This window comes from Herbaspirillum sp. CAH-3 (genome assembly GCF_009668275.1).
Lineage (GTDB): Bacteria > Pseudomonadota > Gammaproteobacteria > Burkholderiales > Burkholderiaceae_D > Herbaspirillum > Herbaspirillum aquaticum.
In genome coordinates this window covers 26,666-47,489 of the sequence record NZ_VSWE01000027.1, presented here as the reverse complement: position 1 = coordinate 47,489, position 20,824 = coordinate 26,666, and the positions used below count along the sequence as shown (strand labels likewise).

At 66.2% G+C, this 20,824-nt stretch carries 7 protein-coding genes; 4 read left to right on the top strand and 3 right to left on the bottom strand.

Annotation, left to right across the window (positions count from 1 at the left end):
• Positions 1-493: 493 nt before the first annotated feature.
• Positions 494-15,541: an Ig-like domain-containing protein gene (locus FYB76_RS25185; protein ID WP_154135436.1), complete on the top strand. Its 15,048-nt coding sequence runs from the start codon at positions 494-496 to the stop codon at positions 15,539-15,541.
• Between the two features lie 244 nt (positions 15,542-15,785).
• Here the strand turns inward: FYB76_RS25185 and FYB76_RS25180 are convergent, their stop codons facing one another.
• Complete coding sequence (locus FYB76_RS25180; protein WP_154135435.1) at positions 15,786-16,883, bottom strand: hypothetical protein; 1,098 nt, start codon at positions 16,881-16,883, stop codon at positions 15,786-15,788.
• Positions 16,884-17,205: 322 nt separating this feature from the next.
• On the opposite strand from FYB76_RS25180, the gene FYB76_RS25175 reads away from it, so the two are divergent.
• Positions 17,206-17,868, top strand: a complete 663-nt coding sequence (locus FYB76_RS25175; protein WP_154135438.1) for an HAD family phosphatase — start codon at positions 17,206-17,208, stop codon at positions 17,866-17,868.
• A gap of 10 nt (positions 17,869-17,878) precedes the next feature.
• Here FYB76_RS25175 and FYB76_RS25170 read toward each other — a convergent pair whose 3' ends face one another.
• Both FYB76_RS25170 and FYB76_RS25165 read right to left on the bottom strand, forming a co-directional pair.
• Positions 17,879-18,454, bottom strand: a complete 576-nt coding sequence (locus FYB76_RS25170; protein WP_370516416.1) for a TMEM175 family protein — start codon at positions 18,452-18,454, stop codon at positions 17,879-17,881.
• The gene (locus FYB76_RS25165; protein ID WP_088756597.1) at positions 18,451-19,149 is read right to left on the bottom strand and encodes a YoaK family protein; all 699 of its coding nucleotides are present in this window, start codon (positions 19,147-19,149) and stop codon (positions 18,451-18,453) included. The genes FYB76_RS25170 and FYB76_RS25165 overlap by 4 nt, the downstream gene beginning before the upstream one ends.
• A gap of 316 nt (positions 19,150-19,465) precedes the next feature.
• On the opposite strand from FYB76_RS25165, the gene FYB76_RS27050 reads away from it, so the two are divergent.
• Positions 19,466-20,086 carry a response regulator transcription factor gene (locus FYB76_RS27050; RefSeq protein ID WP_088756598.1) on the top strand — a complete coding sequence of 207 codons (621 nt, stop codon included), beginning with the start codon at positions 19,466-19,468 and terminating at the stop codon, positions 20,084-20,086.
• 209 nt (positions 20,087-20,295) lie between these two features.
• Positions 20,296-20,823 carry a hypothetical protein gene (locus FYB76_RS25155; RefSeq protein WP_154135433.1) on the top strand — a complete coding sequence of 176 codons (528 nt, stop codon included), beginning with the start codon at positions 20,296-20,298 and terminating at the stop codon, positions 20,821-20,823.
• The last annotated feature ends 1 nt before the right edge of the window (position 20,824 follow it).

Below are 20,824 nucleotides of genomic sequence, written 5' to 3'. Positions count from 1 at the left end.
CACCGCCCCCCGATGCGCCCCGCCTTGCCCCCAAGGCCAGTATTTCTGATCGCTCGTCATCTTGTTTTGACGGGTTGCAGGCATGGTTCGGCGCACTTTTGGAAGCGCCCAAAACATATGCTTCTAGGCCAAATAAATCGAATTTCTTCGAGAGTCCGGCGACGACTCGCCACGGATAATTTCCGCCGTTAATCTACGCCGTGGCGGAAGTACAGGTCATGCGCAGCGTTCGCGGTCAGCTCAAAAGAACATGAGACAAGGCTGGCCGGCCGCTGCAAAAAACTGCTTCAGCTCCCTCCACCGGGACAGGCTTCGCCCCACTGATCCGAGAGCAGACCCTTGGTCCGGACAGTCCTGTCCCGGCCGCAATGATCGTCATGCCTGCCCACCGGGCGGTAGCGTGGCCTCTGCCGTCCTGCGGCCGGCGTAGTCGTGATCAACATGCATGCCCGATGACGCGATCAGGCATGTCTTCAACGACAGAACAGCCAACATGAGCATTACCGTATTGAACCTGACCGAAGCCAGCACCCTGCTGCGCACCATCAACCGGCGCGACATCAAGGACGTGCGCGCCATCGACCTGGACCTGGCACTGGTCCTGGAGAACGGCCACAAGATCATCATCAGCCGGGGCGCCGTGGCGGCGGTTAACTCGCCGCAGCTGGTCCTGGAATTCGCCGATGGCGACGTGATCCTGGGCGAGGTCTTCGAGAAACTGAACCACATCGAAGTCCCGCCCGATGCCGCCGTTACCGTCACCTCCAAGGAGATCAAGCGCTATGGCATCAAGCGCGTGGTCAAGGCCAAGGACGCCAGCAAAGACAACAGCGAGGAGCAAGCCGACGCCAGGCCGGAGATCGAGGACGGCAAGCCGGCAGCCGCGCTGGCCGATGAGGGCGCCCTCAAGCAGCCGGCCGACATCGGCGGGATGATCCAGAAATCCGACCTCACATCGTCCTCGCTGAACGATTCGGGTAACGACAAGGCAGGCCAGGCCGGCAGCGGCGGGGTCTCCTGGCCGCTGGTGGCCGGCGGACTGGGCCTGCTGGCGGCAGCCGCCGGAGGCGGTGGTGGCGGCGGCGGTAGTGGTGGCGGAGCTGGCAGTGGCAGCACCGGCAACGCTGCCACGCCCGCCAAACCGCCCGCCACGCTCTCCGGTGCGACGGCCCTGGGCCCGCTCAACAATGCCACCATCACCGCCTACGATAGCCAGGGCAACGTGATCGGCAAACCGGTTCAGATCGTCAATGGCCGCTATTCGCTGGTGCTGGATCAGTCCGACTACAAGGGCCTGATCCTGCTGGCCGTGCGCGACAACACGCCCGGCGTGGCCGACAACTTTGCCGACGAAGCCACGCTGCGCGTGGCTGACCTCGGCAAAACCGTGCTGCGCTCGGTGGTGCTGGCCGACGGCAGCAGCCAGACCATCAACGTCACGGCGCTGACCGAACTGGCGGTGCTCAAGGCCGGCCTGGCATCGGGCCAGACCAACCTGGCCGCCAGCCAGATCGGCGCGCCCATCGTGGCCGCCGCCAACGCGGCAGTGAGCGCCCTGTTCAAGGTCAATGTCACCTCCGGCGCGCTGATCACCACCAGCATCACCGATGCGCAGGGCGCGGCCGTGGTCAACCCGGACTTCGCCAGCAACGCCAGCGTGACCGCCCGCAACTACGGCGCCGCCTTGAAGGCCATCGCCAATCTCCAGCAAACCGACCAGACCCGCTATGCCGATCAGGGCGCGGCCATCCAGAAGCTGGCCGACAGCCTGCAGTTCACCGACGCCCTGGCGACCCGGCTGCGCTGGAGCGATCCGGTCACCCAGGCCGATCTCTTCAACGAACGGCTCAACGCACTCGCCAACGACGTCACCCGGAACGCCGAGCAGCGCCAGCAGGCGCGCACCCTGCTGGATTCCTTGCAGAAGCTGCCCGACGGCAGCAGCGTGACCGACTATCTGCTGCAGAACCACGTGGGCATCCTCGAACCGACCATCCTGATCCGCAACACCACGCCGGGCGCTGCGCCGTGGCAGGCACCTGCGGCCGGTGGCACGCAGGTCCTGGACCAGGACGACCTCATCAACGGCAACCTGGCAGTGAAAGCGCCGCCCCAATCCAAGGTCGAAGTGACCCTGGTCGGTCGCGATGCGCAAGGGCAGGAGATCACCGTCAAGCTGCCTCCCAGCACTGCCGACAGCAACGGCATCGCCGTGCTCAGGCCGCCCCAGGCTGCCATCGACCTGTTCAAGCGGGTGACGCTGGAGCAGCCGGTCTCGGCACGGGTCACGGTGAGCGATGGCGACAACAGCCGCGTCAACGACAATGTGTGGAAGGGCAATACCGATGTACGTGTGGACCTCACCACCCCGCCCGGCCTGACCGACTTTGCCGTCAACAGGATCACGCTGGTCAACGACACCTTCTACAACGGCACCGAGTCGCTGCCCACCGCGTCCCCGGGCAATGACGACCAGGTCACCAGCGACGCCGCCGTGCGCGTGGTGCTCAGCCGCGTACTCAAGTTTGGCGAGCGCCTGGAGTTCCAGGTCGCCACCGGCCTCGACCCCGACAACGCACCACGTTACGGCGACTGGTTCTCCCCCACCGACCTCACCGCCGCTGCGCCGGACAGCAACGGCCGGGTCCGCTACACCGCGCCCAAGCTCACCAACAGCGAGGGACCGGTCTGGATCAAGGCGCGCATCCTGCGCACCGCCGCCCAATCGGGTGTCGCCCAGGGCAGCGCACGCGAACTGGAAACGCCCCTGCGCCTGACGCTGGACAAGACCGCCCCCGCCCAGGTGCAACTGGCCATGGCCGCCAACCGCGACGATGGCGTGAGCAATGACGATGGCATTGCCATCCAGAGCGGCGTCACCCTCACCCCGCGCCTGCCCTTCGAGAGCGGCGCCGAAGTCCATCTGCGCCTGCTGGCCGGCAGCGGCACCGATGGAACCACGCTGCAACTGGTGCATGCCAACGGTGATCAGGTCGCGCTCACGCCGGGCAGCTGGTTCCGCTGGCAAAGCGGCGACCAGCTGCGACTGCTGGGCCAGACCCCGCAGGGCAACGGCAAGGCGCGCCTGCAGGTGCGCCAGATCGACGCGGCCGGCAACTTCACCGACAGTACCCAGACTTTCATCGCCGACAGCACCCGCGTGATCGAGCAGATCGTGCTGGTGGCCAGTCGCGAACAGGCGCTCAACCAGGCCAAAGCCGCCGTCATCGCAGCACAGGAAGCGTTTGACAAGGCCAGCGCGGCGGACAAGGCGGCCCGTCAAACCGCGTTGACGGCCGCCCAGACCCGACTGCAGGAAGCGCAGGTTGCGCGCGACCTGGCGCCGGAACAAGCCATGCTCGGCCTGCGCAAGAGCGACGGCACCACCCGGCTGTCGGACCTCCTGGGAACCCCTGTCGATACGGCGCTGCTGCCGGCCATCCTGCGTGCCGTGGCCGCCACCGGGGACCCGGAGCAGGTCAATGACACCGCCAGCCTGAGAACTTTGGTCAACAACGTGGTCACCGCCGCCACGGCCGTCCTGACCAAGGCCTCGGTCTTTGGCGAGAACGACACCAACCCGGCGCTGACCACGGCCGACTTCGAGCGCCTGGCCATCCCCGGCACCGATCAGCCGGCCACCCTCACGCTCGCCAACGCCGCCCTGAAGACCCTGCCGGCCAGCCGCAGCAATACCGTGGCCGCACTGCACGCCATCGTGGAGGCCGCCGCGCGCGTAGCTGCGGTGGCCGATGGCACCCCCGGCAACACCGCCGATGCCGCCCTGCCCACCGGGGCCGATTACACCGTACTGGGCGTGAGCACGGCGCTCAGCCCAGCCGCCGCGCGCGTGGTGGGCCAGGTCATCGATGGCCGGCCGCTCAATGACGTGGCCACCACGGCTGCGCTGGAGGCCATCGCCGCAGCCGCCCAGCGGGTGACGCAGCATGCGGCCGGCATCAACCTGCCCACGCCGCTGACGGCGCAGGACTTCAGCGCCCTGGGCGTTCTCGGGGTCACCGCTGACAATGTGGCGCGCCTGGCCGACGCCTTGCGCGATGTGCCGGCTTCGCTGCGCCCGGGCAAGGTCGATGGCCTGGTCGATACCCTGGCCGAGATCCGCGCCGTGGTCGCGTTCGACCTGGGCACGCTGCAAGTGCTGATGAACTACGCCCAGCACCTGAGCCCCATCGACCCGACCAATCCGTCGCTGACCCAGCCCACGCTGGCGCAGTACAACCATGCGCTGCTGCAGGTCGCCGGCAATGAGGTCACGGCCGTCAACCTGGCCTCGATCAACGATGCCGTCTTCAAGGTCGGGGTGGCAGCGGTCGATTCCTGGAGCAAGATCGCCGCCCTGGTCAAGTCGTACAACCTGATCCTGGGTGCCGCCGATGGCGTGGCCAACAGTACCGCACTGCCCGTGGAGGCCGACTACAGCCGGGTTGGTGTCACGAGCCTGAAAAACCGATTCCCGGGTCCGGCCGATGCGCCCGCGCAAAGCAATGCCATCACCCTGCTGGGCAATGTCATCGACCGCAGCAACCGCGATGAGGTCGACACCGTGGCCAAGCTCGACAGCCTGGCCGACATCGTCAGCCGTGTCATCCGCATTGCCGCCGGCAAGACCGATACCTTGAGCGCGGACGAGTGGAAACGCCTGCACGTGAGCCCGGAACTGTCGGCCGACCAGTTGCGCATCGTCCTGCCGGCCATTGCCGCCACCGCCGATGACGGCAGCGAAGTCACTACCCTGGCCACCTTGGCGACCCGCGCCACCAATGCCCTGGCCAGTGCCGGCCGGATCGCCGACTATGCCGCCGACGACAGCGCCAGCCCTCCGCTGCTGGCCGACTACAAGAACATCGGCGTGAGCGGCGTGGACGACACCCTGCTGGTGGGTGCCATCAATTCCGCCCTGGCCAGCCCGACCATCGGCGCCGAGCAGGTGCGTCTGCCGTCGCAGGTGCAGGGCATCGTCAACGCCTATCGCGTCATCCTGGGGCAGATCGGCAATGCCAATGGCACCCGGCCGACGCCGCAGGCAGCCCACTATGAAGCCCTTGGCGTCACTGCGCCGCAAGGCGCCGCCAGCCTGGGCCTGCTCAACTCCGCCCTGGCCGCCAATGGCAGGCAACGTGAAGAAATTGACACGGTCAGCAAGTTGCTGCCCTTCATCCGCGCCAGCGACACCATCCTCCACATCGCCGCCGACAACCTCGGCGACCTGCCCGCCACCGCCGCCGGCCGCGCCACGGCCTTGCAGGCGGCCCTGGCACAACTGGGCGTGGGCAGCTTGCAAACCGACAGCATGGCCGCCGTCCTGGCCGCGCTGCGGGCCAGCCCGGATGATGGCAGCGGCGTCGATACTCTGGCCGAACTGCAGACCCTGGCCGATACCGCCCGCATCGCCCAAACCCGCATCAAGGCCTATGCCGAGGATGCCACGCAGACCGCGCCGACCCTGGCCGATTACGCCGCCATGGGCATCACCGGCGCGGACCAGGTCGGCGTGAGCGCCCTCAATTCCATCCTGGCCGGCCCCCGCATCGGCGCAGCGAAGGTGGCCAGCCCCGAGCTGCTGCAGGGGATTGTCGATGCCTACGCCCGCATCCTGGCCGAGGCCAACGAAACCGCGGCCAACGGGCTGGACCTGGTGCCCGATGCCACGCCCGGCAGCGATCCGCTGGCAGAGCATTACATCACCGTAGGCGCGACCATCTGGGGCATCAGCGATCCGGCTGGCCCCAGCGACAAGGTGGCGCCACACCTGAGCCTGCTCAATGACGTCCTCAAGCGCAAGAGCCGCGACCAGGTCGACAGCCTCGCCAAGCTGGAGGCGCTGGGCGCGGCGGTGGCCGTGTTCCTGGACCAGCATGGCGTGGACACGCTGGACGCCGCCGGCCGCCAGGCATGGGCCGACGCTGCGCGCCTGCTGGGCCTGCGCAATCTGGTGGTCAACACCGAGAGCGGCAACCTGGAGGCGCTGCTGCAGGCCCTGCGCAGCAAGCCCGCCGACCAGATCGATACGGTGGCCGAACTGCAAGCCTTGATTGATGGCAGCAACGACGCGCTCGCCGCCATCGTCGCCTACGCCAACGACAGCAACGCCAATCCGCCGCCGAGCCTGGCCGACTATGCCGCCACCGGCATCGCGGCCGGCGCGGACGGGGTAACGGTGGATGTGAACAATCTTTCCAGCATCAATGCCGCCGTGGCCAAACTGAACGGACCCGATGTCAATACGCGCAGCAAGCTCAAGACCGTGGTCCAGTCCTACAACGCCATCCTGGCCGCTGCCGACGGCACCCGCGGCGACGACTCCGGCGCCAACTTGCAGGCCAGCCATTACCGCGCCATCGGCGTGAGCCTGGACAACCTGGCCAGCACCACCCCGAGCAGCCCCATCGATCCCGACAAGCTGGCCTTGTTCAACAGCGTGGTCGGTGCGCAGAGCAAAACGGGCGTGGGCACGCCGGAACGACTGGAGAAACTGGCCGCCACCGCCGGCGACCTGATCCGCCTGGCCCGCGAGAGCGCGGCCGATCCGGTCTCGGCCCAATCCGGCCTGACCCTGGGCCTGGCCTGGCTGCAGAAGCTGGGGCTGGACGTGCTCATCGATGAGCCCACGCGGCAGGCTTTCCTGGACGCGGTACGGGTCAAGGGCAATGCCGTCGATCCGGCCACCCGTGCCCCGCGCTCGGATGACAGCGCCGCGACCCATGATGTGAGTGGCGTAAACAGCATCGAGAAGCTGGCCGCCATCGCCAGCGGCTACGCCAAGGTGCTGGGCCATGCGCGCAATGCCACCGGCCCCGCGCCGCTGGCCGCGGATTACCAGGCCATCGGCGTGCAGCTGCCGGCCGTCAATGCGCCCCAGGCCCTGCAATTGTTGAACAGCGTCATCCACGCCCAGCCGGATACGGCCAAGATCAACACCATCGCCGGACTGAACCGGCTGGCGCTGACGGTGGAGCAGTTGATGCAGGTGGCGGCCGTAGCGCCGCTGCCCAACACCGCACCGCCGCACTATCCGGCACCGGCCAGCCCGCTCACCGTGGCCGAGCTGCAATGGCTGGGGGTCGGCGCAGTCAATGTCGACAACCTCGCGTTCCTGCTCAACAAGCTGCAGAGCACCGCTGACGACGGCAGTGCCCTGGTTTCGCTGGCTGCCCTGCAAAGCCTGGCCGATGCCGCCGCCAGCGCGCGCAACCGCATCGTCAAGCTGGCCCAGGACAACAGCGGCGAGCAGGTCACGGCCGCCGATCTGCAGGCCATCGGCCTGAGCCTGCCGGTCAATGGCAGCAACAGCAACGCCGAATACCTCAAGCTCTTCAACGAGGCCCTGCAATCGGCGGCCATCGACGGCAGCCGTGCCAACACACCGGCGCTGCTGCAGACCATCATCGATGCCGCCCAGCGCGTGGTCGACAGCACAGCCGGCCACACACCACAATCGGCCACGCCGCCCACCGCTGCCGACCTGGTGGCGCTGGGCCTGCCGCAGAGTGAAGTACAGGGAGCCGGTCCGGCTGCCATGAGCCTGCTCATCGACAGCATCACCGCCCGCCCCTTCGTCGAACTGGGCCGCGACCATGCCGGTACTGCCCTGCCCTTGCCGGGCAAGCTGCGCCACCTGCTGGGCGTGATCGGTACGCTGCGCACGCTGGCCGCCACCGGCACGATCAGCACCGGCCTGGACGCCGCCGAGCTGCAGGAACTGGGCGTGACCCTGACCACCTATACCGATGCCAGCGGCATCGCCGGTCACCACTTGCCGGCCGTGCTCTCGGCCATTGCCGCCAGCCGCAGCGACGGCAGCGAAGTCGCTCGCCTGGCCAGCCTGCAAACCCTGGCCACACGCGCCGGCGCAGCCCAGGAAAAGATCCGGCAATACGCCGACGAAACAAGTCTGCCCAATGCCCCTGCCCCCACCGCCGAGGACTACCGCGCCATCGGCCTGGTCCACAGCGACGCCGATGCCAGCGGCGTGCGCGCCGCGCTGGTCAGCGCCGAGCGCGTCGGTGCCATCAATGCCGCCCTGCACGGGGCCGGCATCACGGCCGCCCAGGCCGATACCCCGGCCGAAGTCAAACGCGTCGTGCTGGCCTACAACGCCATCCTCGACAGCGCCAACGGCCATGCCGGCGACACCGGCGTGGCCCTCACCGCCCAGCAGTTCCGCGATATCGGCGTCAGCATTGCCGGGGTGACCCAGCCCGGCGGCGGTGGCAATGCCAAGGATGCGGCCATCTTCTCGCTGCTCACATCACTCATCGACAGCGTGCAGGCAGACGCGGTCGCCACGCCCGCCAAAATCGAGGCGCTGGGTGCTACCGTGGGCAAATTCATCGGCCTGGCCGGCGCGCAGAACCAGGCGGCCAGCAATACGCCTGGCATCGCCGAGTTCAACACCATGGGGGTGACTGCCCTCAGTGCGGAAGAACGCGATGTCCTGGTGACCGTGCTGCAGACCAAGGCGCTGGTCGACATCGACACCCTGGCTGAACTGCAGGGCATAGCCACCAGCGTACGCGCCGCCTACGGCCGCGTGATCAGCTACGCCAACACCAATAGTGGCGATGCCCCCACCCTGGCCGACTACCAGGCACTGGCCATCACCGGCATCAGTGACAGCGCCGGCCACCGCGAGGCCGTCAATGCCGCGCTGGCCAGCAGCATAGTCACCGGCACCACCATCGCCAGGCTCCCTGCGCTGCAAGCTGTGGTCGATTCCTACCGGCTGCTGTTGCAGCAAGCCGATGGCACCGCCGACAACACCCCGACGGCCAACCTGGCCAAGCTGGCCGACTTCGAGCGTATCGGCGTGGACATGAGCACGCTCAAGGCGCTCGACAGCAGCAACCCGGGCGCTACCGCCAATGCAGTACAGCTGCTCAGTTCCCTGGTCGACAGCCGCAGCGCCAGCGCGGTCGACACGCCACTGGAAATCCAACAGTTAGTTGCATTGGTAAACAAACTCGCGCTGGCTGAACAAGGCGTGAACACGGCGCCGCTGCAGGCCGCCGACTTTGCCCTGATCGGCCTGACCGTGGACGCCGCCGCCCTCGCGCAGATCAGCCAGATGCTGCAGGCCCTGCCCGACAGCGGCAGCGCGCTCAACACCTTCAGCCAGTTGCGCACCCTGGTGCTGAGCGTGACCGGCGTGCCGAGCTGGAACGTGGTGGCCGGCGACGACATGATCAACCTGGCCGAGCGCCAGGCCGGCGTGACCCTCAGTGGCAGCGCCGGACAGCATGACGTACTTACGCTGTTCTATCCGGATGGCACGGTCATGAGGAGCGGCATCACCGTGACCAGCGCAGGAAACGGCCGGTGGAGCTGGAGCTACACCCTCACCAACGCGGACTGGGCGCGCCTGAACGCCGACAACGCCGATGGCGTGGAGAAGGTCTTGCAACTGCAGGCCCGCAACACCATGACCAACGTGGAGTCGATCAAGGTGGCGCACAAGGTGGTCATCGACACCGTGGCCCCGCCCGCCAACCTGCAGATCAGGCTGGATCAGGACACCGGCAGCTCTGCCACCGATGGCATCACCAGCCAGGGCAAGGTCAATGTCAGCAATCTGGCTGCGGGTGCGCAGTGGGAATACCGGATCGACAATGGTCCCTTCCAGACCGGCTCAGGCAACAGCTTCCAGGTCACGCAACAGGGCGCACACACCCTGACCGTGCGCCAGTTCGACAGCGCCGGCAACCGCAGTGCCGGACAAACCCTGGGCATGACGCTGGACACGATGGCCCCGCCCGCACCGGCCATCACCCTGGCTACGGTGGGCGGCACCGTCAACGAGCTGCCGGTGACCAACAACGACACCATCCGCCTCACCGGCCTGGAAGCCAACGCCACCTGGCAATGGCGCCTGAACCGCAACGACTTCACCGACAACCCGGACTGGACCAACGGCAGCGGCAGCAACTTCAACCCGGTCGGCACGGCTGCCAACCAGAACCGCAACGTGTACCTGGAAGTGCGCCAGCTGGACCAGGCCGGCAATGCCAGCAGCGTCAGCCGCCTGAGCTTCACGCTCGATACCACGCCACCTGCGGCGCCCCGGCTGGTCCTGGCCGGTGCGCGCGGCGACGCGGCCAGCGGTCTGTTCAGCAACAACCGTACGATCGATATCGAAGGCCTGGAAGCGCTGGGACGCTGGGAGTATTCGCTCAACGGCGGCACCAGCTTCACTGCCGGCAGCGGCACCCGCCTGACCCTGCCGGCCGGCGATGGCCAGAAGAGCGTGATCGTGCGCCAGTACGACCTGGCGGGCAACCGTACCGACAGCGCAGCGCTGAACTTCACGCTGGATACGGCCAGGCCCAACGCACCCACGGCGCGCCTGCGCAGCGACACCGGCAGCAGCGCCACGGATGGCCTCACCAACGATGGCACGATCCGCATCGAAGGACTGGAGCCCGGTGCCACCTGGGAGTACAGCCTGGACAACGGCCAGAACTGGTCGGCCCAGGGCATCGCCAGCGACAACACGCTCAGCTTCACCGACAACGGTAGCGCCCGAAGCCTGCTGGTGCGCCAGACCGACCGCGCCGGCAACGTCAGCGCGCCCAGCAGCAAGCTGGACTTCACGGTCGATACCACGCTGCCGCGTGTGCCGCGCCTGGCCCTGGTCAACAACACCAGCGGTGACGAAGTGCTGCGCCTGACCAAGGACGGTGGCGTCAACGTGCTGGACCTGGATGCAGGCAACGCCTGGCAATACAGCACCGACGGCGGCACCACCTGGACCAATGGCAGCGGCAACAGGTTCACCGTCACCGGTGATGGCGACAAGCAGTTGCGGGTACGGCAGACCGATGCGGCAGGCAATACCAGTACCAGCGCGGTACTGACCATGCGGCTGGACACCACCGCCCCGGTCAAGCCGGGCGTGGCCTCGCTGGTCAGCGACAGCGGCACGCTCGGCACTGACCTGCTCACCAACGATGGACGCCTGCGGGCCCCGGTCGCCAGCGAAGCCGGTCTGCGCTTCGAGTACAGTGTCGACAGCGGCCTCACCTGGAACGACATCAGCCAGCCCGTCAAGGGCACGCGGGACGGCGGCAGCGATGGCGAGAAGAGCGTGCTGCTGCGCAGCCGCGATGCCGCCGGCAATGTCAGCGTGTCCAGCGACGTGTTCCGCTTCACGCTCGATACGCGCGCACCGGACAAGCCGCAGGCCCCAAGACTGGCGAGCGACACGGGCGAATCCAACAGCGATGGCATCACCAGCAATGGCCAGATCGTGCCGAGCGGTCCGGTCGAACCGACGGCGAGTTTCGAATACAGCGTCGACGGCAGCGAATGGCTCAGTCTGTCCACCCCCATCAAGGGCAGGAAGGACGGCGGCATGGACGGCCTCAAGAACGTGCGCCTGCGGGTCAAGGACACCGCCGGCAACACCAGCGAGCCCAGCAATGCCTTCAGCTTCACGCTGGACACGACTCCGCCTCCCAAGGCGACCCTGGCGCTGGCCAAGCCCCCGGTCGGTGGCAGCACCGATGATGGCACGGTGCGCGTGGCCAACCTCGAAGCCGGGTCGCGCTGGGAATACAGTGCCGATGGCGGTTCCACCTGGAGCGTCGGCACGGGCGACAGCTTCAAGGTCAAGGGTGCCATTGATGGCGGCGGCAATACCGATGGCGCCAAGAGCGTGAAGGTGCGGCAGACCGACAAGGCCGGCAACACCAGCGAGAGCGATGTGCTGCAACTGAACCTGGTCACCCGTATCGAAGCCCCGACCGTGAGCGTGGTCTCGCCATTGAAGACACTGGCCGATGGCACGGTGCTGGTGGATGCGGCCAGCGGCCCCAACAAGACGGTGACGCTGGAGCTTGCCGGACGGCGCGGCAGCGTGGCGATATTGACACGCGAGGACGGCACCGAGATCGAGCGCAAGAACTTCGACAACTTCGGCAAGGCCAGCTTCAATCTCAATCGCAGCCTCACCGTGAGCGGCCTGAAAACCGTGACCGGTGGCAGCACCGCGGCCAATGCGGTCTATACCCTGCTGTCCTCGGATGAAGTGCTGGCCCTGCGCAATGGCGGCGGCCTTCCCTTCAGCGCGGCCTACCTGGCCACGGGCGCTGCGCTCATCGATCTGAGCAAGCCGGTCTACAGCAGCGGCAGCGGCGCCTCTGACTGGTTCGTCTGGTCGGCCATCGGTGGCGGCTACGTGATCTCGCGCAAGAACGACAGCAGCCAATGGTTCCGCGAAGCGCCATCGAGCCAGCCGGCCCAGACACCGGAAGCAGTCGCCAGTTGGCTGGCCGTCGACAGCAGCGCCAGCCTGGTGGCCTCGGAGATGCTGCGCAACAATGGCGTCAGCAGCCACCAGACCCGGATCGACGGGGTGAGCCTGGTCAATGCCAACGGCACGCGCGATGCGGCCTGGGGTTACAAGGTCAAACAGATCGATGCCCAGGGCAGGAGCAGCGAAGTGGCCGACCTCAAGCTGCGCATGGTCACCAATCTGCCGCCGCAACTGGACCTGGACGCCGTCACCGAGGGCGTACAGGCCAGCCGCAGCATCACCGTTACCAGTGCCGAAGTGGCCACCGGCAACGGCGTGTCCCTGATGCCGCAACTGGCCGCCGTGAAGGCCAACGACATCCGCTTCATCGAACTGGTCTCCGACAATGCCGGTGCCTCGCCGGTGGACTCGCTGATCCTGGATCGCGCGGTCGGCATCAACAACAACCTGGCACAGGTCGACAACAGGAGCATTGGCGGGGTAGCGGGCCTGAGCTACAAGTTCGTGACGATCGCCAACAAGAGCACGGTGACCATCACCAAGACCGATGGCAGCGCCTTCACCGGTGACCAGGTGCACGATGTTCTGCAAGCCCTGCGCCTGCAGAACATCGGCTTGAGCAACGAAGTGAGGAGCCGCAGCATCGACATCGCGCTGGGTGACGGCAGCGGTCATCGCAGCGTGGACCTGAACCGGGTGACGGTGCGCACCGATGGCACCGGATTGTCGGTCGACCTGAACCCCCTTCAGGCTGGCGTGCAGACGGCCGGGACCCGGTATGTCAACTCGAGCGCCAAGCTCCTCTCCGATATGGCCGGGGGCGAGCGTTTCGTGGAGAACATGGTGGCGCCCTCGGCAGCCAACACGGCCGAGATCCAGTTGCGTTTCCCCGACTTCAATGGCAGTACGGATCGCGTGATCTTCGCCAACTTCTTCGAGAGCAGTCCGGCTCAGCCCAATGTCTTCTTCGGCGACATCGGCGGAGTGACGGGCATCCTCTGGTTCCTGCCAGCCGACAAACCCGGACTGACCGTGATCAGAAAGCGACAGAACGGCGCCACGCTCAGCGGGGCCGAGGTCAAGGCCATCCTGGAAGCCATCAAGATCCGCAGCCTCAACCCGGAAAACGGCCTGGAACGCAGCATGGACATCACCCTGGTCAGTGCCACCTCGAGCGGAGCTGCATTGGGAGGCACGACATCGCGCGCCACGCTGGTGCTCGATACCGCCGCCCCGGTGCTGGACCTGGACGCCAACACTCCCGGCATCCAGGGGCAGCGCAGCCAGTCCGTCACGCTGGACCAGGCCACCAGCGGCGTGCCGCTGATCAAGGGCGCGATGGCGGCGCCCGTTGCCAACGACATCGCCATGGTGCGCCTGACCCTGCCGGGCGGCAACGATGCCAGCAACGACAACCTGATCCTGGGCGGTACGCGCTTCACCACGCGCAGCAACATCGACTTCAGCGGCAGCCTGGGCGGGGTGAACGGGGTGGAACTGCATTACGTGGCCGGCACGCGCCTGGCCACCATCAGCCGCACCGGAGGGGGAGCGCTTGATGGCCTGCAGGTCAAGGCCATCCTCGAATCGCTCAGGTACAGCTTCGCGCCGCCGGCCGTGGGACGCGTCATACCCATCGAAGTGGTGGACCGGGCCAGCAACGTGGGTCGGGCCGAAGTGGTGCTGTCGCTGGACAATATCGTGCCGACCCAGCTGAGCACGACCTTGCTGCCGGGGTCGCAGAAAGCCTACGGGGTGGCGAAGATGGAAGATGTCTTCGGCAATCCCAACTTCCCGCCCACCACCCCGCATAACCTGAACCGTTTGGAAGGCGCGGCCTTGCTTCCCCTGCCCAGCGGTTTTGCCAACGCAGCCAGCTTCCTGGCGGCGATCCGGGGCATCTCGGCCGAATGGGGCGGCACCCTCATCATCGACGATGCCAACCGTAGCAACCCCAACCTGAAGAGCTACCAGCGCTTCAATCAATCCATCGCTCCCGGTCAAGAAGTGGCCGTCATGCAGCAAGGCGCGGGCAGCAACGTGCTGGGGACCTGGCTCAACTTCACGCTGGTCCGGCAAGCGGGCAAGGCGAGCGATGATGTCTTCATCAACCACCGGGGCAGCTTCATACTGGACCGCAAGGACTTGTATGAAGCCACACCCGCGCAGGACAAGAGCCGCGCCGGCATCGACCTGGCCAATATCGGCCTGCTCTACCAGATCGACACCAACGCACCCAACCGGACCCCGACCATCCAGGTCGGCTACGACGGCAGCCGCGCCGCCGTGGGTGACGTGGTGGCGCTGTTCGAGGGCAATACGGTACTGGCCCGCAAGGTACTGACCAGTGACGACATCGGCCCCGGCAACAAGACCGTGAACCTGACCGTGGCACAAAGCCTGGCAGCGGGCGAGCATGACATCGTGACACGCTATGTCGATACGGCGGGCAATACGGTCGTCGGCGCCACGCAGCGTGTCTCGGTGGCGGCCGGCAGCAACCCGGTCACGCTCACCGAGCTGTCGGTACGCGGCAGCAAGCAGGCCCCGGCCGCAAGCCAGGCGCTCAATGGGTCGGACAACGGCTATGCGGTCGTCAACGATCTCGATACCACGCAAGCCTCCGGGCATGCAGCGAGCGGTCCGGTGATCTCCGGCAAGGTGGGTGGCGGAAGCGCCAGCGACCGCTACGTGGTGACCATCGAAATGGGCGGCAAGGTGCTGGCCTTCGGCGAGGCCGCTGCAGGCGACTTCTCCATCACCCTGCCGGCCGGGGCGCTGGCACCGGGCCTGTACCGTGACCTCACCGTCACGGCCTCACGCTCGGGCGGTGCAGCGCTCGGCCAGAGCGCCGTCGTGCAGGGACTCAAGCTGGGCTGGTACTGGGCCGCGCAATCGAGCGGGGATATCCTGGGGGGCAACGGCAACGATGAGATCGCACTCGGTTCGACCCGCTCCAGCACGGCTACCTTCGTGCAGACGGGCGCCGGTCAGGACAAGATCATCGTCGGTTCCTACGGCCGCACCGAGAACCTGGCGGCGACCGTGAGCGACTTCACGGTGGGGGTGGACAAGGTGGAGGTCTTCAACCAGACCCTCACCCAGGCCAACCTGTCCAGTTTCGTCAGGGCCTCGGCCGGTGCCAATCCGAACGACACGCGCCTGGTGATCGATCTGGATGGCGCCGGACCGGGTACGCTGACCTATACCCTGATGTTGCAGAACGTGGTGTACAACAACCTCAATACGGCCAGCATCTTCGGCCTGTAAGCGGACCCGGGGCGGGTGTCGCCATTTGACAGATGCTTCACCCGTCCTGAGCCTTCTCCTTCCAACCCATGACAAAGGGCGGCCCTCCGGCCGCCCTTTGTCATTTCCTTCACCGAAGCCCTCAGAACAGCAGGATCAGCAGCAGGATGATGGGGATGGGAATCCCCAAGAGCCAGAGCAGAATGGCGCCCATGTCAGTCTCCTATGAAAGTTGGGATGCGGATGTGTGGCCGGTTGCGCCGCTTCAGCGCAGTTCCGGTTCGGCGACGCGGTGAGCGTGGAGCTCGTGATGCAGGACCGGTTCGCCGTAGAGTTCGTTGCGGTCACGCAGGCGGCCGCCGTAGGTAGCCAGCAGGCTGGCCACGAAGGCACCGCACAACAGCGCCAGGAACATCCACAGCGAGGCATAGGCGGCAGCCTTGCGGGCAGCATCAGCGGCTTCCTTGGCCTTGGTAGCGGCCTGCTCCAGGTTGCGCTGGTAGGCGGCGAAGGTGTCGGCCACACGCTTCTCGGCATCGGCTTGCGACAGGCCCGTGTGGCGTGCTACCAGCTGGCCCAGGTAGCGCTTGTCGTTGTCGGCCAGCTGCTGGTTGGCCAGCGAATAACCGAAGACGCGGACCACTTCCATGCGCTGGGCCGAGGTCAGCTCACGGCCATCGGCGGGAGTCGGTGCGGCCAGCGGGGCGGCCGGGGCGGCGGTGCCGGCATCGCTGCCGGCAGCTGGGGGCACCGGTGCGGCAGGCGCTGCACTGGTGCTGGCAGTGCCGCTGGTGGTGCCGCTGCGGAACATCGAATCGATGAAGTAACCCGAAGCACGGTCAGCCAGGTTGCCGGCCTGTTGCGCACCCTCAGGGCCCATGGCCGCGGCCGTCGCTGCAGCGCCGGTACCCAGTACGCCACCGGCGGCACCCAGGGTCTTGGCCCCGCCCGAGATCACGCTGCCCACGGCCGAGCCCAGCAGGGCGGCGGTGGCCAGCGAGGCCACGGCCCAGGCCAGCAGACCATGTGCGGTATCGCGGAAATAGACTTCACGGGTATGCAGGCCAGCCCATTTCACGCGCAGGCGGCCGGCCAGGAAACCACCGATGGCCGAGGCTGCGATCTGGGTGAAGAGCAGCCACCCCGCCGTGGAGTAACCGATGGCCTTGGCCGAAACGCCCTCGCCGGACCACGGCGAGATCGACGAGAAGCCCAGGCCAAAGCCCAGCATCACCAGGATGAAGGACAAGGCCGCCGCTGCGAAAGCGCCGGCCAGGATGGCGCCCCACGAGACGCCGGAGCCGTTGTTGTTGACGGCCTCGATGCTGGCCGGTGGAAGGGGGTGGATGGTTGAGGTGGTCATGAGTCTCCTCGCGATTCTTGATGGATTGATCTCTGCGACGTGCGCAGGGCTGGGGGCATTGCCACGCACAGACTGTAGGCGCGCACCAGCGGCGGCGCCATCGGCGGAGTTCGGCAGGTGGCGTAGGAGAGCAGGAGCAGTGCGAGTCGGCGTGCAGGAAAGCAGTCAGAACCGCGGGCAGAAATCCGTGCAGAAACGCGTAACGAACAAGTTGCAGAAAGGCGGACCGGAAACTGCACAGCAGCGGCCCCCCGGGTCTTATAGAATGAGCGCCTCACTCAACGGCGCCAGCTCGCGCTACCCGACCTTGCTACGGATTACCATGGCCAACACTGCGATCACCCATTTCCTGTTCGACCTCGACGGCACCCTCATGGACAGCGATGCCCTGCATCACGCGGCCTTCAACACCATCCTGTCGCGCTGGAACCGTTCGGTCGATGTGGAGTACTACAAGACCCACATCATGGGTGCCTCCAACGCCATGATCTTCAACCACCTGTTCCCCGGCATGCCGGCCTCGGAGTACCAGCCGCTGGCCGAAGAAAAGGAACAGCTGTTCCGCTCGCAGCTGGACCAGCAGGTCGCGCCCACGCCCGGCATCGAACGCCTGCTTGACCATATCGCCCGCATCGGCGGCCGTTCGGCAGTCGTCACCAATGCCCCGCGCGCCAATGCCGAGCTGATGTTGAAGGCCACCGGCCTGGCCGGCCGCTTCGATACGCTGGTCATCGGCGATGAACTGGAACGCGCCAAACCCGATCCCCTGCCCTACCTGACCGCGCTGCAACTGCTGGGCGGCAAACCTGGGCAGGCAGTGGCCTTCGAGGATTCGAGTTCGGGGGTGAAAGCCGCCAGCAGTGCGCAGGTCTGGACCTTCGGCATGCTGGGTGGACTGGATGAGGCGCGCTTGCGCGCCGCCGGCGCCCACGCGGTGATCCGCGACTTCAACGGCCAGGCGCTGTGGGACAAGATAGGCGGATAAGTCCGCGCCCTCAGCGCGGGCGGGCCGCCTCGAAGTGATGGTCCGGCAGGAACCACAGCAGGGCCAGCAACACGTAGATGGCGGTGGCCCCCAGCGGGGTGGCCAGTGACAGCGGAATGGCCACCGCATAGAGCAGGATGGAGAGCGCATTCTTGCGGCCATGACCCAGCAAAGCGGCCAGCGAAGGATGCGCCGCCTCGCTGTGGCGCAGCGCGCGTTTCAACAGCAGGAAAGCTATCGAACACATCAGCAGCACCACGCCGTAGCAGGCCACGGGTGCGCTCTGGCGATGATGGTTGGCCACCCACGAAGTCACGAAGGGCAGCAGCGACAGCCAGAACAGCAGGTGCAGGTTGGCCCACAGCACGCGCCGGTCGACCTGCGTGGCCAGCTGCAGCAGGTGATGGTGGTTGACCCAGTAGATGCCGATGTAGACGAAGCTCAATACATAGCTCAGCAGCGGCGGCATGAGCGGGGCCAGGTCGGCCAGGCTGGCGCCCTGCGGTGTCTGCAAGCCCAGCACCATGATGGTGATGGCAATGGCGATGACGCCATCGCTGAAGGCTTCCAGGCGCGACTTGTTCACGGGGCCGCCTTGGCCGGCAGGGGCTGGCGCCATTCCCACACCACCATCGCCACCAGGATCAGCACCGGCACGATCAGCCCGGCGAAGCCGACCAGGTGATAGGCGAACGCGGCGGCGATGGCACCGATGCCGAAGGAGAGTACCGGCCACACGAACTTGATGCAGCGCTCGGTGGTACCGGCATCGGCCGCGCCGCGCAGCATGTCCACCACGTCGATCACCACTTGCGTGACGTTGCCCGTCATCAGCGAGGTCGGTGCCAGGTGCGCCAGCAGCAGGCGGCTGATGGCGCTGTGTACGCCCATGGAGGCGGTACCCAGCAGGCCGGAAGCCATCACCCAGCCCGCCGTGGGCGACTGCACCGGGGTGGCGGCGATGCCGCAGAGCATGAATCCGATCAGCAAAACCAACTGCAGCAGCAGCGACCAGCCCAGTGCCCGGCCATTGCGGCGCTGGATGGAAGCGATGAAGACGCGCGCCACCGCCACACCGAGGATGAAGGCCGGGAAGGCCAGGAATTTCAGGAGGATGGACATCTGCCCGCTATCGGCCAGGGCCGCACCGATGAGGATGAAGTTGCCCGTCACGTGTGCCGTGAACAGGCCAAACAGGGCGATGAAACCCAGCGTATCGACATAGGCGGCGAGAAAGGCCAGTCCCGAGGACTGGAGGCGGTTGCGTTGTGCGGCATTCATGAGGTGTATCGCTTCAGAGGGGCGGGCCTGTGACCTTAGCACCGCAGCGGCCGTGCGCCCATTATCCCTGTGGATAAGACAGCGCTTGCGAAACGCGCTAAATCATTGCCGGATCAGCAACGAGAAGACCTTGATGTATGCAACAAAGGCATTTTTTACAAAAAACAGCACATTTGTACAATCCAAAGCCGGGCTGAATGCAGATCATGGCAGCACTGCAAGGCCAAGGATGCCCGCGCTTTCCGGAGCGTGCGGAGTTCGCCATGAACGGCCCTGCTGGTGCAAGCATTTTCTCAACTGGCAGACGGATTTCAATATGGAAAGCACCGTATACGTCGTCGACGACGACGGGATGGTCAGGACCGCCCTGTTGAGACTCTTGGCCTCGGCCGGCATGAAGGCGCGGGGCTTTGCCTCGGCCGAAGAATTCCTGCAGGAAGCCCTGCCCGGCGAGCCCTGCTGCCTGCTGCTGGACATGAAGATGCCGGGTTCGGACGGCTTCGAGGTTGTGCGGCGGCTGGAGCACCGTGGCGATGCGATTCCGATCATCTTCATTTCCGGCTACGGCACCATTCCCGCCACGGTACAGGCGATGAAAGCGGGCGCCCATGAATTCCTGACCAAGCCTGTCGAGGAGGAGCGTCTGCTGGGCGCGGTACGGGAGGCCCTGGCGCTGGCCAGCCGCCAGTTGCACCTGCGGGTGGAGCATGCGGCCAATGCCTCGCGCCTGGAAACGCTGACCCCACGTGAGCGCGAAGTCCTGGAACTGGCCATCGGCGGCCTGCTCAACAAGCAGATCGCCACCGAGCTGGGCATCAGCGAAATCACCGTCAAGGTCCACAAGCGCCGCGTGATGGACAAGATGCAGACCAAGACCCTGGCCGACCTGGTGCGGGCGGCCGAGCGCTTGCAGATTCATTCGGCGCGGCAGCGGTGAGCCGGCATTCTGAAGGGCTGGCCGGTAGCCGCCTGTACCAGACCCAGGCAGACCGTATGGGCACGCATGCCGGGAGGCGATTGCCTTCGAAGGCCTTCGAAACTGACCCGCTTTTGCCGCGCTCCTGAACACATCGCATCTTCCCATCAGTAACCTGTGCGGCTCTGATAGCAGCCCGGGCGGTCTCCAGCACCGCCCGCACAACCACGATGGGCAATCTCAAGAACATCATTGGCGCGAGCGGTGAATACCTGTGCGGCATTGAACTCATGCGTCCGGTCATTGCATCGGCTTGCCTTCCTCGCGGCTTCCTGCCCGGAGAAGGCGGCTGCTTGTTCGAGGCGCTTCATTTCGGCGGAAAGGAACCGACCTATGACTATGTCGTGTATCTGCTGGATGCGACTGCACGCCGTCTCGGGCCCTTCTTTTTCCTCCAGGTCAAAACTACGCTCAAGCCTCCCGACATCACCGGCGCCTATGCCATGCGTTTCAGTGCGGCAGCAGTAGCACGTGCGCACGCCATGAAGACACCTTTCTTCGTGGGCCTCGTTGATCGCAGTAGCGCACGGCGGGAAAAGATCTATGTAAAGGGGATAGCCGCGCGCCAATCAAAGGGGATCGCAAGTCTTGCTCCACTGCATGACCTGGCCGAAGACGCAGTCAAGATCGCCATCTACAACGAGGTCTGCCGCGTCTGGGCGCTTCGCAACAATCCGTCCCTGACACAGCTCATCTGAG

What these genes read in the sequence shown, in the direction of transcription:
- FYB76_RS27050 (WP_088756598.1), top strand. Translation starts at nt 19,466, where the DNA reads ATGGAAAGCACCGTATACGTCGTCGACGACGACGGGATGGTCAGGACC.
- FYB76_RS25180 (WP_154135435.1), bottom strand. Translation starts at nt 16,883, where the DNA reads ATGACCACCTCAACCATCCACCCCCTTCCACCGGCCAGCATCGAGGCC.
- FYB76_RS25175 (WP_154135438.1), top strand. Translation starts at nt 17,206, where the DNA reads ATGGCCAACACTGCGATCACCCATTTCCTGTTCGACCTCGACGGCACC.
- FYB76_RS25155 (WP_154135433.1), top strand. Translation starts at nt 20,296, where the DNA reads ATGGGCAATCTCAAGAACATCATTGGCGCGAGCGGTGAATACCTGTGC.
- FYB76_RS25185 (WP_154135436.1), top strand. Translation starts at nt 494, where the DNA reads ATGAGCATTACCGTATTGAACCTGACCGAAGCCAGCACCCTGCTGCGC.
- FYB76_RS25165 (WP_088756597.1), bottom strand. Translation starts at nt 19,149, where the DNA reads ATGAATGCCGCACAACGCAACCGCCTCCAGTCCTCGGGACTGGCCTTT.